Origin of the sequence: Novosphingobium kaempferiae, from assembly GCF_021227995.1 — a bacterium.
Classification (GTDB): domain Bacteria; phylum Pseudomonadota; class Alphaproteobacteria; order Sphingomonadales; family Sphingomonadaceae; genus Novosphingobium; species Novosphingobium kaempferiae.
In genome coordinates, this window is the sequence record NZ_CP089301.1 from 5,239,757 (window position 1) to 5,252,696 (window position 12,940).

Consider the following 12,940-nt stretch of genomic DNA (forward strand, 5'->3'; position numbering starts at 1 on the left):
CCTGTCCTTGCGCGCGCCGGTTAACGGTACGGCGCGTCGGCTTCAAGGTTCGCGGCGATAGCACGCTCCCACTTGTCCCCGTTCGCCAGCAGCTTGGCCTTGTCGTAGAGCAGTTCCTCGCGCGTTTCGGTCGCGTATTCGAAGTTCGGCCCCTCGACGATCGCGTCCACCGGGCAGGCTTCCTGGCAGAAGCCGCAGTAGATGCACTTCGTCATGTCGATGTCGTAGCGCGTGGTGCGGCGCGAACCGTCGACGCGGGGGGCCGCCTCGATGGTGATCGCCTGCGCCGGACAGATCGCCTCGCACAGCTTGCACGCGATGCAGCGCTCCTCGCCGTTGGGATAACGGCGAAGGGCGTGCTCACCGCGGAAGCGGGGCGAAAGCGGGTTCTTCTCGAACGGGTAGTTGATGGTCGCCTTGGGCTTGAAGAAATACTTCAAGGTCAGCCAGTGCGCCTTCACGAACTCCCAGAGCGTGAAGCTCTTGATGAGATATGCGACGGTCATGCGAAGTGTCCGGTAGCCATGAGGTAGCCGCTGACGATCACGACGAACAGCAGCGAGACGGGGAGGAAGACCTTCCAGCCCAGGCGCATCAGCTGGTCGTAACGGTAACGGGGCACCGTCGCCTTCACCCAGCTGAACACGAAGAAGAAGAAGAGGATCTTGAGCAGGAACCACACGAAGCCCGGGATCAGGTAGAGCACGGGAATGTCGAGCGGCGGCAGCCAGCCACCCCAGAACAGCGTCGCGTTGAGCGCACACATCAGGAGCACGTTGGCGTATTCACCGAGCCAGTAGGCGGCGAAGGCCATCGACGAATATTCGGTCTGGTAACCCGCGACGAGCTCGGATTCCGCTTCGGTAAGGTCGAACGGTGCGCGCTGCGTCTCGGCGAGGCTCGAGATCAGGAACATCACCCACATCGGGAAGAGCAGCGGGTTCGCGACGAAACCGTTGATCAGGCCGAAGACGTGTCCCTTCTGCGCGATCACGATGCCGTTCATGTTGAACGTACCCGCCCACAGAACGACGCAGATCAAGATGAAACCGATCGAGACTTCGTAGGAGATCATCTGCGCCGAAGCGCGCATCGCCGAGAAGAACGGGTACTTCGAGTTCGAAGCCCAGCCCGCCATGATCGTGCCGTATACGCCCAGCGAACTGATCGCGAGGACATAGAGCAGGCCGATGTTGATGTTGGCGAGGATCGCGTTCGAATTGAACGGGATAACCGCCCAGGCCATCAGCGCCACCGTGAAGGTGACGACCGGCGCGATCAGGAAGATGCCCTTGTTCGCGGCCGAGGGGATGATGGTTTCCTGCAGGAAGACCTTCAGACCGTCCGCGAAGGACTGCAGCAGACCGAACGGGCCGACGACGTTGGGACCACGGCGCAGCGCCATGGCGGCCCAGATCTTGCGGTCGACGTAGATGATCATGGCGACGGCCAGCATCAGCGGCAGCGCGATCAGCAGAATGCCGCAGATCGTCGAGAGCAGCCATGCCCCCTCGAAGGGCATGCCGAGGGATTGGAAGAACGAAGTCATTCCGCCGCCTCCGCGAACTCTTCACCGTGCAGCAGTTCTGCCGAGCAACGCTGCATCGTCGCGCTGGCGCGCGCGATCGGGTTGGTCATGTAGAAGTCCTTGATCGGATAGGCGATCGCGCCCGCAGCCGAACCGCCGCCTGCCGGCAGCGCACTGCCGTAGTCGGCGAGCCCCTCAACGCCGAGCGCCGGGACTGCCGATACCATCGCGGCGCGAAGCTGGTCGAAGCTGTCGAAGCCAACCGAAACGCCGAAGGCGTCAGCCAGAGCACGCAGGATCGTCCAGTCCTCGCGCGCGTCGCCGGGCGCGAAGACGGCCTTGTCGGCGAACTGCACGCGGCCTTCGGTATTCACGTAAGTCCCCGCCTTCTCGGTGTAGGCGGAGGCCGGAAGGATAACATCGGCAGCGTGGGCTGCCTTGTCACCGTGGTGACCGATGTAGACGATCATCGAGTCCGCGAATTTCGTATAGTCCACTTCGTCGGCGCCGAGCGAGATCAGCACCTTGGGCTTCGCGGCAACAAGATCGGCGATGCCGCCCTTCTGCGCGTAGCCCAGCATCAGTCCGCCCATGCGCGAGGCCGCCATGTGCAGCACGTTGAAGCCGTTCCATGCGGTACCGTCTTCCAGCGTGCGCACGAGGTTAAGCTGGCCAGCAACCGACAGCGCCGCTTCCAGGCCGCCACGGCCCAGAGCCGCACCGCCGAGGATCATCGCCGGACGCTTGGCGTTCGACAGCGCATCCCAGACATGCTGCGGCAGGCTGCCGAGCGCCGAAAGGTCTTCGCCGAGGAACTCGCCGCCGAAAGTGGTTTCCCACTCGGGACCGATCAGGAACACCTTGGCGCCACGCTTCACGGCCTTGCGCAGGCGGACGTTGACCGTCGGCGCTTCCCAGCGGACCATCGAGCCGACGATAAGGATCGCGTCGGCGGTCTCGATGTCGTTGAAGGTGGTGTTGAAGTTGACCGCAGCGAGGCTCGACGTGTCGTAGTCCATGCCGGTCTGGCGACCTTCGAGGAGGGTCGAACCGAGCGCGCCGACGAGCGCCTTGGCGGCAAACATCGTCTCGCAATCGACCATGTCGCCCGCGACAGTCGCTATCGAGGCGCCGGGATTCAGCGTCGAGAGCGCGGCGAAGGCCTCGTTCCAGCTGGCCTGAACCAGCTTGCCGTCACGGCGCAGGAACGGCTTGTCGAGGCGGCGCTTGGTCAGGCCATCGACCTGGAAGCGCGCCTTGTCGCTCAGCCATTCCTCGTTGACGTCGTCGTTGTTGCGCGGAAGTGCGCGGAGCACTTCGCGGCCACGCGCGTCGATGCGGATGTTGGCGCCGGTCGCGTCGGAAACGTCGATCGAGAGCGTCTTCTTCAGCTCCCACGGACGCGCTTCGAACGCATAGGGACGGCTGGTGAGCGCGCCGACCGGGCACAGGTCGATCACGTTGGCCGACATCTCGTGATGCGCGGCCTTCTCCAGATACGTGGTGATCTGCATCGTCTCGCCGCGATAGAGCGCGCCGATCTCATCCACGCCGGCGATCTCTTCCGAGAAGCGCACGCAGCGGGTGCAGTGGATGCAACGCGTCATCGTGGTCTTGATGAGCGGGCCCATGTACTTCTCGGTCACGGCACGCTTGTGCTCATGATACCGCGAACCGCCGCGACCATAGGCGACCGACTGGTCCTGCAGGTCGCACTCGCCGCCCTGATCGCAGATGGGGCAGTCAAGCGGGTGGTTGATGAGAAGGAATTCCATGACCCCTTCCCGCGCCTTCTTGACCATTTCGGAGTCCGTGCGGATCTCCTGGCCTTCAGTGGCGGGAAGCGCGCAGGATGCCTGCGGCTTGGGCGGTCCGGGCTTCACCTCGACCAGGCACATGCGGCAGTTGCCGGCGATGCTCAGGCGCTCGTGATAGCAGAAGCGCGGGATTTCCTTGCCGGCGAGTTCGGCCGCCTGAAGGACGGTCGCGCCAGCGGGCACGTCGATTTCGACGCCGTCTACTTTGACCTTGGGCATTATTCGGCTGCCTGTTGCAGAGATCCGTGGCGCTCCTCGATGCGGCGCTCGATCTCGGGACGGAAGTGGCGGATGAGGCCCTGGATCGGCCATGCAGCTGCGTCGCCGAGCGCACAGATGGTATGGCCTTCGACCTGCTTCGTTACCTGCTGCAGCATGTCGATTTCCTCGACATGCGCGTCGCCGGTGCGCAGGCGCTCCATCACGCGCCACATCCAGCCGGTGCCTTCGCGGCATGGCGTGCACTGGCCGCAGCTCTCATGCTTGTAGAAGTACGAGAGGCGCGAAATGGCGCGGACGATGTCGGTGGACTTATCCATGACGATGACGGCAGCGGTGCCAAGGCCCGAACCGACGGCGCGCAGGCCGTCGAAATCCATCGGCGCGTCCCAGATTTGCTCGGCCGGGACCAGCGGAACCGACGAACCGCCGGGGATGACCGCCAGCAGATTGTCCTTGCCGCCGCGAATGCCGCCGCAGTGACGCTCGATCAGTTCGCTGAACGGGATCGACATCTCTTCCTCGACCACGCAGGGACGGTTCACGTGCCCGCTGATCTGGAAGAGCTTGGTGCCCTTGTTGTTCTCGCGTCCGAAGCTGGAGAACCACGAAGCGCCACGACGGAGGATGGTGGGAGCGACCGCGATCGATTCCACGTTGTTCACCGTGGTCGGGCAGCCGTAGAGGCCCGCGCCGGCCGGGAACGGCGGCTTCAGGCGGGGCTGGCCCTTCTTGCCTTCGAGGCTCTCGATCATCGCGGTTTCTTCGCCGCAGATGTAGGCGCCTGCGCCGCGATGGACGAAGACGTCGAAGTCGTAGCCCGAACCGCTGGCGTTCTTGCCCAGCAGGCCCGCTGCATAGGCCTCATCGCGCGCCGCGAACAGCGTCTCGGCCTCGCGGATGTATTCGCCGCGGATGTAGATGTAGGCCGCGCGTGCGCCCATGGCGAAGCCCGCGACGAGCGCGCCTTCGAGCAGCATGTGCGGATCGTGGCGGATGATCTCGCGGTCCTTGCACGAACCCGGCTCGGATTCGTCCGCGTTGATGACCAGGAAGCTGGGCTTGGGGTTGCCGTTCTGGTCGAGCGGCGGCTGCTTGGGCATGAAGGACCACTTCATGCCGGTGGGGAAGCCCGCTCCGCCGCGACCGCGCAGACCCGAAGCCTTCATCTCGTCGATGATGGCGTCACGCCCCTTGGCGATCAGGTCCTTGGTGTTGTCCCAGGCGCCCCGCGCCTGCGCTTCCTTCAGGTTCCACGGCTGGAAGCCGTAGACGTTGGTGAAGATGCGATCCTTATCGAGGAGAGCCATTACCACTCGCTCCGATAGTCATGGTTTTCGGTCATCATGGCGACGAGGTTGGTCGGCTCGCCCACCGGCTCGACGGTGTGACGTGCCGGATCCTGCGTGCCTGCCTTCGGGGTTTCGCCGCGCGCCAGTGCGTCGAGCACGGCGTCGAGACGTTCCGGAGTCAGATCCTCGTAATTGTCGTCGTTGATCTGCACCATCGGGGCCGAGGCGCAGTTGCCCATGCACTCGACCTCGGTGAACGACCACATGCCCTCGCCGGTGATGTGCCCCTTCTTCATGCCGCGCGACTTGCAGGCGGCGAGAAGGTCGTCCGAACCACGCAGCATGCACGGCGTGGTGCCGCAGACCTGCACATGGAAGCGGCCGATCGGCGCGATGTTGTACATAGTGTAGAACGATGCGACCTCGACCACGCGGATGATTGGCATGTCGAGCTGCGCCGCGACATATTCCATCACCGGGATCGGCAGCCAGCCCTGCGTGTTCAGTTCCGCACCGACCTGCCGCTGGGCAAGGTCGAGCAGCGGCATCACCGCCGAGCGCTGGCGCCCGTCGGGATAGCGCGCAATGATGTCCTTCGCCTTGGCGGCGTTCGCCTCGGTCCAGGCGAAGTTGCCCCAACGCGCCCGCAGTTCGGGCGTATCGGGTTCGATATAGCGGTCAGCCATGCTTACCTCTGCGCTTCAGCCACTGATCCTGGCCGAAAAAGAAAATCTCGAAGCCGCCGATGGCCGTCGCGAGCATCGCGATCATCGGCGAGGGAGCGATCCCGAGCCACAAAACGACGAAATAGAGCCCGATGAGGAACAGCCCGGTCAGGGTCGCCCAGATACGGATCATCTCGACAGTGTTGAACTTCGTCACCGGCCCCACTCCCCGCTCAACGGATGAATTCGACGCGCGAACACTTGTCGCCTTCGAAGCTGTAGACCGCGATCACGTCGAACGGTTCGACCAGAGCCGAACCGTCGGTCGCGGGGCCGCGCGTCACATGCTCGCGCATCAGCACGTAAGTGCCGATCTGCTGAGCCTCGACGATCTCGGCCTTGTTCTCGGGCCAGCGGGCGAATGCGACGGCAAGGCCGGAACGCGTGCCCTCCTTGCCCTCACGCACCACGTCGCCGCGGTAGTTTGCCTCGCAGGCCTCGTCGGTCATGTACGAAACGTAGGTGCCCACGTCCTGCGCGTTGTAGGCCGCGATCATGGCCTTTGCCGTGTCGAGGTTGCTCAACGGTCGCACTCCCCGAACACGACGTCGATCGCGCCGAGGATGGCAGTCGCGTCGGGCAGCATGTGGCCCTTGGACATGAAGTCCATCGCCTGCAGGTGGCTGAACGCGGTCGGGCGGATCTTGCAGCGGTACGGCTTGTTGGAACCGTCCGAGACGAGATAGACGCCGAATTCGCCCTTGGGGCTTTCAGTCGCGACATAGACTTCGCCGGCCGGGACGTGGAAGCCCTCGGTGTAGAGCTTGAAGTGATGGATCAGCGATTCCATCGAGGACTTCATCTCCGCGCGCTTGGGCGGCACCACCTTGCGGTCGTCGGACGAAACCGGGCCTTCCGGCATTTCACGAAGGCACTGCTTCATGATCCTGGCCGACTGGCGCACTTCCTCGACGCGGACCATGAAGCGGTCGTAGCAGTCCGAGTTGGTGCCGACCGGAACTTCGAAGTCCATACGATCGTAGACGTCGTAAGGTTGCGCCTTGCGGATGTCCCAGGGGATGCCCGCACCGCGGATCATCGGGCCGGAGAAACCCCATGCCAGCGAGTCTTCCTTGCTGGTGATGGCGATATCGACGTTGCGCTGCTTGAAGATGCGGTTGTCGACGACGAGGCTCATCGCGTCCTCGAACAGCGTCGGCAGGCGCGTGTCGAGCCATTCGGCAATGTCGGTCAGCAGCTTGAGCGGCACGTCCTGGTGCACGCCGCCGGGGCGGAACCAGGCCGAGTGCATGCGGGCGCCCGATGCGCGCTCGAAGAAGTTGAGGCAGTCCTCGCGGATTTCGAACAGCCACAGGTTCGGGGTCATCGCACCCACGTCCATGACGTGCGAGCCCATGTTGAGCATGTGGTTGCAGATGCGGGTCAGCTCGGCGAACAACACACGCAGGTACTGGGCGCGCAGCGGAACCTCGAGGTTCAGCAGCTTCTCGATGGCGAGCACGTAAGAGTGCTCCATCGCCAGCGGCGAACAGTAATCCAGACGGTCGAAATACGGCAGCGCCTGAAGATACGTCTTGTGCTCGATCAGCTTCTCGGTGCCGCGATGGAGCAGGCCGACGTGCGGATCGATCCGCTCGATAATCTCGCCGTCGAGTTCCATGACCATGCGCAGCACGCCGTGCGCCGCAGGGTGCTGGGGACCGAAGTTGATCGTGTAGTTGGTGATGACCTCGTCGCCGGTGGTGGGCGACTGCTCGAGCTGGATGCTCACTTGTCGTCCTCCTTGGCCGGACGGCTGTCGGTTTCCTTGGGCGCTTCGGCATCCTTGCCGTCGCTCGCCTTCGCGGGTGCCGGAGCGGACACCTTGTCCGCAGCCTTGGTGTCGGCGGGGTCGCCGGCGCCGCTCTCGCCCTTCTTCTCGGTGGCCTTTGGTTCGGCGACCGGCGGTGGAGCGGGCGTTTCAGCGGCCTTCTCGTCACCCGGCAGGATGTAGTCGGCGCCTTCCCAGGGGCTCATGAAGTCGAACTGGCGCAGATCCTGCGCAAGCTTGACCGGCTCGTACACGACGCGCTTGTCCTCTTCCGAGTAGCGCAGTTCGTGGTATCCGGTGAGCGGGAAGTCCTTGCGGAACGGGTGCCCCTCGAAACCGTAGTCGGTGAGGATGCGGCGCAGATCGTTGTTGCCGGCGAAGATCACGCCGTACATGTCGAACACTTCGCGTTCGAGCCAGCCGGCGTTCGGCCACAACGTCGTGACGGTCGGCACCGGGGTGTTCTCGGCAGCGGTCACCTTCACCAGCAGGCGATGGTTCTTCGTCACCGACAGCAGCATGTAGACGACTTCGAAACGCTCGGGACGCGACGGATAGTCGACCCCGGCGATTTCCATCAGCTGCTGGTACTGGTGCTCGTCGCGCAGGGCACGCAGGGCGTTCTCGATCTCGTCGCGCGCGATGGTGAGCACGATCTCGCCATGCTCCTCCTTCGTGGCGACGACTTTCGAGCCGAGCGCGGCAACGAGAGCGTCGAGGACGCCCTCGTTCGAGGCGATCTTCGGAGCGGAATGCAGAACGGGCATCTGGTCCTTACCTCTCGACGGTGCCCACGCGGCGGATCTTCCGCTGCAGCTGCATCACGCCATAGAGCAGCGCTTCGGCAGTCGGCGGGCAGCCCGGCACGTAGATGTCGACGGGCACGATGCGGTCGCAGCCGCGCACCACCGAGTAGCTGTAATGGTAGTAGCCGCCGCCGTTGGCGCAGCTGCCCATCGAGATGACGTACTTGGGCTCCGACATCTGGTCGTAGACCTTGCGGAGCGCCGGAGCCATCTTGTTGCACAGCGTACCGGCGACGATCATCACGTCCGACTGGCGCGGCGAAGCGCGCGGCGCGGCGCCGAAGCGCTCCATGTCGTAGCGCGGCATGTTGACGTGGATCATCTCGACCGCGCAGCACGCGAGGCCGAAGGTCATCCACCACAGCGAGCCCGTGCGGGCCCACTGGAACAGCTCTTCGGTCGAGGTGACGAGGAAGCCCTTGTCGGAAACTTCCTGGTTGAGGTCCTTGAAAAACGCCTGGTCGGGCGCGACGATCGCGCCGCCTGCCGGGTTACCCGGCACCAGGGGCTGGCCTGCTGAGTTAACGAGCGTGCTCATTCCCAGTCCAGAGCTCCCTTCTTCCATGCATAGGCGAGGCCGATGGCCAGTTCGCCGAGGAACACCATCATCGTCGTCCAACCGGCCCAGCCGGTCAGCTTGAGCGAGACGGCCCAGGGGAACAGGAACGCGGCTTCGAGGTCGAAGATGATGAAGAGGATCGCCACCAGGTAGAAACGCACGTCGAACTGGCTGCGCGGATCTTCGAAGGCGGGGAAGCCGCACTCATATTCGCTGTTCTTGTCGGCGCTGGGCTGGTGCGTGCCGGTCAGCCGGGCGACGCCCAGCGGGAGGAACACGATCACCGACGAAAGCCCGAGCGCGATCACCAGGAAGATGAGGATCGGCAGGTATTGCGACAGATCGGTCAATGGTCTCTTGCCTTCTTACCGCGGATGCGACGTCGACGGACTCGGATTGGTCATGGAGAGCCCGTCAAGTTGGCGCGTCCTTAGGCCGTCAATCCGCCCGTCGCAAGGTGTACCGGTGCATTAATCCGCCCACCTGCATTGCATTGCAACACGCCGGAGCCGTCAACTCCGCAATTTCCCAAGGGATGCGTCCGGAATGGCGCCCCGCGCAATCGTCACATCATTTCGCGCAACCGTTTATTGCGAATTGTTCGCGAAATGATCCCGACACGACTTGGCAATCCCGAGAGCAAGCCCATCTCCATTCTGTATACCGGCGCGGCAGAACGCGAACACGGCCCGGCGATGTCGGACCTTTCTCAGACTGTCGCATCATTGCAATTGACGCAGCGCAACATTATCCCGTTCGTCAACTAGAACAGTCATCAGTGTGAAAGGCATGCCAATGGCCCAGATTTCCGCCTCCGATCCGATCGTCATCCTGTCCTACGCGCGCACGCCGATGGGCGGCCTGCAGGGTGCCTTCGCCGAAGTCTCGGCAACGGATCTCGGCGCGACGGCGGTGAAGGCCGCAGTCGAGCGTGCAGGCGTCGCCGGCGAGGATATCGAGCGTATCTACATGGGCTGCGTGCTGCCCGCCGGCCTCGGCCAAGCCCCTGCCCGTCAGGCCGCGATCAAGGCCGGCCTGCCCAAGTCGGTTCAGGCCACCACCGTCAACAAGGTCTGCGGCTCGGGCATGCAGACGGTCATCATGGGTGCCGAGGCTCTCGCGGCCGGTTCACTCGACGTTGTGATCGCGGGCGGCATGGAATCGATGACCAACGCGCCGTACCTGTCGAAGAAGCACCGCTCGGGTGCTCGCGCCGGTCATGACACGATCTACGACCACATGTTCCTCGACGGCCTCGAAGACGCCTACGAAGGCGGATCGATGGGCTCGTTCGCGCAGGTGACCGCTGACGAGTATCAGCTCACGCGCGAGAATCAGGACGACTACTCGATCGAATCGCTGCGCCGCGCGCAGGAAGCGATCGCCTCGGGCGCGTTCGCGGGCGAGATCGTGCCGGTCACGGTGAAGACCCGCAAGGGCGAAGTCGTCGTCGATACCGACGAGCAGCCGCCCAAGGGCAACCCGGACAAGATCCGCACCCTGCGCGCTGCGTTCGCCAAGGACGGCACTATCACTGCCGCCAGCTCCAGCTCGATCTCAGACGGCGCCGCCGCCGTGGTGCTTACCCGCAAGAGCGTGGCCGACGCCAAGGGCCTCTCGCCCGTCGCGACCGTCGTCGGCGTCGAAGCCCACGCACACGAACCGGCGAAGTTCACCACCGCCCCGGTCGGCGCGATCACCAAGCTGCTCAAGAAGGTGGGCTGGGAACTCGGCGACGTCGACCTGTTCGAAGTCAACGAAGCCTTCGCCTGCGTCGCCATGTTCGCGATGCACGACCTTGGCATTCCGCATGACAAGATCAACGTCAACGGCGGCGCGACCGCTCTGGGGCACCCGATCGGCGCCTCGGGCACGCGCATCGTCGTTACGCTCATCAACGCGCTGAAGGAAAAGGGGCTCAAGAAGGGCGTCGCCAGCCTCTGCATCGGTGGCGGCGAAGCGACTGCGGTGGCAGTCGAACTGGTCTGATCGCCCTGATCCGGCGATAGGCAAAACAAAACCCCCGCCCTTACAGGCGGGGGTTTTTCGTATCGGCCTGGAAGACTTCAGCCCTGAGGCTTTGCCGCCGCTGCCTGAATCCGCTGCATCAGCGCCGGATCGGACTGCGATGCCGAGGCGATCTGATTGAACCGTTCAGGCGGAAGTCCCGCCTGTTGGACCGCTGCGGCCATCTTGGTCTGCTTGTCCGCGGCGGGTGTCGCCGTGTCCTTGGCGATGGCCTGCACCGCCGTCACCGCCTTGACGAACTGACCGACCTCGGCATCGGTGACCGAAGCGGATGTTCCACCCTGAGGCGTGGCCGGGGCTTGCGCTGCCGGTGGCTGGGATGGCGCGGCCGCTCCCCCTGCATCCTGCGCGATCGCCGCTGTTCCGAAGAGGCTCAAGGCGGCTGCGGGGACGATCGCATGGATCAATTTCATATCGCACTCCTGTCTGTGTCCGTAGGAACGGGACGGAGCGTCGGGACTGAGCAGCGTAAATCCAACCGAAAGGTTGCTGCGCAGTGTCGCAAATGGGGTGAGCCGACCCGATGGCCCTCCCGTATGGTCAGGGCGCGCCGGTTCCCCAGAGCTGTTCCTCGCGCACGAATCCCTTGTGGCCGTCAGTGTCGAACGGGCACCAGCCGTCCTTGCACTCACCGATCAGGCCGACCACGCCGGGCTCGACGCGCCACAGCATGGGGGAGCCTGAACTGCCCTGAGCGTGCATCTCGATGAGTCCGCCGTCCTTGACGATCCCGGCGCGCTGGCGGGACAGCAGCAGGTCGCGCATCCAGCCCTTCGAGCCATCCGGATCCTCCACCAGTCGCCACGGCCCCTCGCGGCGCAGCACCTTCACCGGCAGGTGCGGACGCGTGTAGACCCAGTCGATCCGGTACGAATCGCCCGGCCCCACGCGCAGGTTGGCGATCTCCGCATCGACGGAGGCCCAGTACGGCACCTTGTCGTCGTTGGCGGCGCGGGCGGGAAGCGCAGCGGCGGCGCTCAGCATGGCGAGCGGCAGCAGGATTGTCCGGCAGTTCATCGCGGGAACCATACCGCGCCGCCCGACGCGGCTTCAAGGCTGCTTGACCACGCCGCTGTGGACGGCATAGCCTCGGCCAAAGGGAAGATGCCTGAGATGGAAACCGCGCGTCCGCTTCCGCCCCGCCCCCGCGTCATCGTGACGCGGCGACTGCTCCCCGCCGTCGAGGCCCGCATGGCGGAACTGTTCGACGTGGTGCTCAACCCCGACGACCTGCCGATGAGCCCCACCGATCTGGAAGCGGCGATGCGCGAGTGCGATGTGCTGGTGCCGACCGTCACCGACACCATCGACGCGGCGATGATCGAGCAGGCCGGAACGCGCATCGCAATGCTCGCCAGCTTCGGCGCCGGGACCGATCACATCGATCTCGCGGCCGCCCGTGCCCACGGCATCCTCGTAACCAACACGCCCGGGGTCTTCACCGACGACACCGCCGACCTGACGCTTGCCCTCATCATCCTCGTCTCGCGTCAGTTCAGCGAGAGCGCCCGGACCTTGCGCGAAGGCCGGTGGCAGGGCTGGGGGCCTTCGGTGATGCTGGGCCATTCGCTGAGCGGCAAGACGCTGGGGATCGTCGGCATGGGCCGCATCGGGCAGGCCGTCGCGCATCGCGCCCGCGCCTTCGGCATGGAAATCCGCTATCACAACCGCCACCGCCTGCCCCCGGCCGTGGAGAACATGCTCTCCGCCCGGCACCAGCCCGATCTCGACCGCCTCGTTGCCGAGGCCGACATCCTGACCCTCCATTGCCCCGCCGGCCTGGAGACGGAGCACCTGATCGACACTCGCCGCCTCACGCTGATGAAGCCGGGCGCCTGTCTGGTGAACACCAGCCGGGGCCGTCTGGTGGACGAGGAGGCGCTGATTGCGGCGCTGTCCGAGGGACGGATCGGTGCCGGACTGGATGTGTTCGAGCATGAGCCGGAGGTCGACCCGCGCCTGCTTGCCCTGCCCAATCTTGTCGCCCTGCCCCACCTCGGCAGCGCCACCTACGAGGGACGCGGCGCGGCCGGACACAGGATCATCACGAACATCCGCTCATGGGTCGACGGGCATCGGCCGCCGGACATGGTGCTGCCCGACATGCCCTGACGCCGCTTCCGCCTGCAGGAACGTCCAGATCGGGGCGGCAATCTCTTGTCCGCGATTAGTTTCCCGATCTAACCGGCTATAAA

The 12,940-nt window shown here is 64.7% G+C and carries 15 protein-coding genes; 2 read left to right on the forward strand and 13 right to left on the reverse strand.

Features of this window, described 5'->3' with window-relative positions:
- Nucleotides 1-20: 20 nt before the first annotated feature.
- The 11 genes from nuoI to LO787_RS23815 are packed head-to-tail and all read right to left on the reverse strand — an operon-like array spanning nucleotide 21 to nucleotide 9,067.
- A complete protein-coding gene (gene nuoI, locus LO787_RS23765) occupies nucleotides 21-506 on the reverse strand; it encodes an NADH-quinone oxidoreductase subunit NuoI (protein ID WP_008833054.1) in 486 nt (161 codons plus the stop codon).
- On the reverse strand, nucleotides 503-1,549 hold the full coding sequence (gene nuoH, locus LO787_RS23770) for an NADH-quinone oxidoreductase subunit NuoH (protein WP_232493425.1): 1,047 nt from the start codon (nucleotides 1,547-1,549) through the stop codon (nucleotides 503-505). The genes nuoI and nuoH overlap by 4 nt, the downstream gene beginning before the upstream one ends.
- On the reverse strand, nucleotides 1,546-3,564 hold the full coding sequence (nuoG, locus tag LO787_RS23775; protein WP_232493426.1) for an NADH-quinone oxidoreductase subunit NuoG: 2,019 nt from the start codon (nucleotides 3,562-3,564) through the stop codon (nucleotides 1,546-1,548). Before nuoG ends, nuoH begins: the two co-directional genes overlap by 4 nt.
- A complete protein-coding gene (nuoF, locus tag LO787_RS23780; protein WP_232493427.1) occupies nucleotides 3,564-4,874 on the reverse strand; it encodes an NADH-quinone oxidoreductase subunit NuoF in 1,311 nt (436 codons plus the stop codon). The genes nuoG and nuoF overlap by 1 nt, the downstream gene beginning before the upstream one ends.
- Nucleotides 4,874-5,542 carry a complex I 24 kDa subunit family protein gene (locus tag LO787_RS23785; RefSeq protein WP_232493428.1) on the reverse strand — a complete coding sequence of 223 codons (669 nt, stop codon included), beginning with the start codon at nucleotides 5,540-5,542 and terminating at the stop codon, nucleotides 4,874-4,876. The genes nuoF and LO787_RS23785 overlap by 1 nt, the downstream gene beginning before the upstream one ends.
- Nucleotides 5,535-5,738 (reverse strand): hypothetical protein, encoded by a 204-nt coding sequence (locus LO787_RS23790; RefSeq protein WP_232493429.1) that lies wholly within the window; start codon nucleotides 5,736-5,738, stop codon nucleotides 5,535-5,537. Before LO787_RS23790 ends, LO787_RS23785 begins: the two co-directional genes overlap by 8 nt.
- A 16-nt stretch (nucleotides 5,739-5,754) precedes the next feature.
- A complete protein-coding gene (locus tag LO787_RS23795; RefSeq protein ID WP_232493430.1) occupies nucleotides 5,755-6,105 on the reverse strand; it encodes a nuclear transport factor 2 family protein in 351 nt (116 codons plus the stop codon).
- Complete coding sequence (locus tag LO787_RS23800) at nucleotides 6,102-7,313, reverse strand: NADH-quinone oxidoreductase subunit D (protein ID WP_232493431.1); 1,212 nt, start codon at nucleotides 7,311-7,313, stop codon at nucleotides 6,102-6,104. Before LO787_RS23800 ends, LO787_RS23795 begins: the two co-directional genes overlap by 4 nt.
- Nucleotides 7,310-8,119, reverse strand: coding sequence for an NADH-quinone oxidoreductase subunit C (locus tag LO787_RS23805; protein ID WP_232493432.1), 810 nt, complete (start codon nucleotides 8,117-8,119; stop codon nucleotides 7,310-7,312). The genes LO787_RS23800 and LO787_RS23805 overlap by 4 nt, the downstream gene beginning before the upstream one ends.
- A gap of 7 nt (nucleotides 8,120-8,126) precedes the next feature.
- Nucleotides 8,127-8,696, reverse strand: a complete 570-nt coding sequence (locus LO787_RS23810) for a NuoB/complex I 20 kDa subunit family protein (RefSeq protein ID WP_232493433.1) — start codon at nucleotides 8,694-8,696, stop codon at nucleotides 8,127-8,129.
- The gene (locus LO787_RS23815) at nucleotides 8,693-9,067 is read right to left on the reverse strand and encodes an NADH-quinone oxidoreductase subunit A (RefSeq protein ID WP_008833064.1); all 375 of its coding nucleotides are present in this window, start codon (nucleotides 9,065-9,067) and stop codon (nucleotides 8,693-8,695) included. The genes LO787_RS23810 and LO787_RS23815 overlap by 4 nt, the downstream gene beginning before the upstream one ends.
- 445 nt (nucleotides 9,068-9,512) lie before the next feature.
- On the opposite strand from LO787_RS23815, the gene LO787_RS23820 reads away from it, so the two are divergent.
- A complete protein-coding gene (locus tag LO787_RS23820; protein ID WP_232493434.1) occupies nucleotides 9,513-10,706 on the forward strand; it encodes an acetyl-CoA C-acyltransferase in 1,194 nt (397 codons plus the stop codon).
- Nucleotides 10,707-10,783: 77 nt separating this feature from the next.
- Here LO787_RS23820 and LO787_RS23825 read toward each other — a convergent pair whose 3' ends face one another.
- The gene (locus LO787_RS23825; RefSeq protein ID WP_232493435.1) at nucleotides 10,784-11,158 is read right to left on the reverse strand and encodes a DUF4168 domain-containing protein; all 375 of its coding nucleotides are present in this window, start codon (nucleotides 11,156-11,158) and stop codon (nucleotides 10,784-10,786) included.
- 127 nt (nucleotides 11,159-11,285) lie between these two features.
- Nucleotides 11,286-11,762 carry an SH3 domain-containing protein gene (locus tag LO787_RS23830; RefSeq protein ID WP_232493436.1) on the reverse strand — a complete coding sequence of 159 codons (477 nt, stop codon included), beginning with the start codon at nucleotides 11,760-11,762 and terminating at the stop codon, nucleotides 11,286-11,288.
- Between the two features lie 96 nt (nucleotides 11,763-11,858).
- Here LO787_RS23830 and LO787_RS23835 point away from each other — a divergent pair, with 96 nt between their 5' ends.
- On the forward strand, nucleotides 11,859-12,857 hold the full coding sequence (locus LO787_RS23835; protein WP_232496411.1) for a 2-hydroxyacid dehydrogenase: 999 nt from the start codon (nucleotides 11,859-11,861) through the stop codon (nucleotides 12,855-12,857).
- Nucleotides 12,858-12,940: the final 83 nt, after the last annotated feature.

Bases quoted from the DNA above. Each gene is read 5' to 3' on its own strand.
- LO787_RS23830 (WP_232493436.1), bottom strand. From the start codon at position 11,762: ATGAACTGCCGGACAATCCTGCTGCCGCTCGCCATGCTGAGCGCCGCC.
- LO787_RS23785 (WP_232493428.1), bottom strand. From the start codon at position 5,542: ATGGCTGACCGCTATATCGAACCCGATACGCCCGAACTGCGGGCGCGT.
- nuoH (WP_232493425.1), bottom strand. From the start codon at position 1,549: ATGACTTCGTTCTTCCAATCCCTCGGCATGCCCTTCGAGGGGGCATGG.
- nuoG (WP_232493426.1), bottom strand. From the start codon at position 3,564: ATGCCCAAGGTCAAAGTAGACGGCGTCGAAATCGACGTGCCCGCTGGC.
- LO787_RS23835 (WP_232496411.1), top strand. From the start codon at position 11,859: ATGGAAACCGCGCGTCCGCTTCCGCCCCGCCCCCGCGTCATCGTGACG.
- nuoI (WP_008833054.1), bottom strand. From the start codon at position 506: ATGACCGTCGCATATCTCATCAAGAGCTTCACGCTCTGGGAGTTCGTG.
- LO787_RS23810 (WP_232493433.1), bottom strand. From the start codon at position 8,696: ATGAGCACGCTCGTTAACTCAGCAGGCCAGCCCCTGGTGCCGGGTAAC.
- LO787_RS23805 (WP_232493432.1), bottom strand. From the start codon at position 8,119: ATGCCCGTTCTGCATTCCGCTCCGAAGATCGCCTCGAACGAGGGCGTC.
- LO787_RS23825 (WP_232493435.1), bottom strand. From the start codon at position 11,158: ATGAAATTGATCCATGCGATCGTCCCCGCAGCCGCCTTGAGCCTCTTC.
- nuoF (WP_232493427.1), bottom strand. From the start codon at position 4,874: ATGGCTCTCCTCGATAAGGATCGCATCTTCACCAACGTCTACGGCTTC.
- LO787_RS23820 (WP_232493434.1), top strand. From the start codon at position 9,513: ATGGCCCAGATTTCCGCCTCCGATCCGATCGTCATCCTGTCCTACGCG.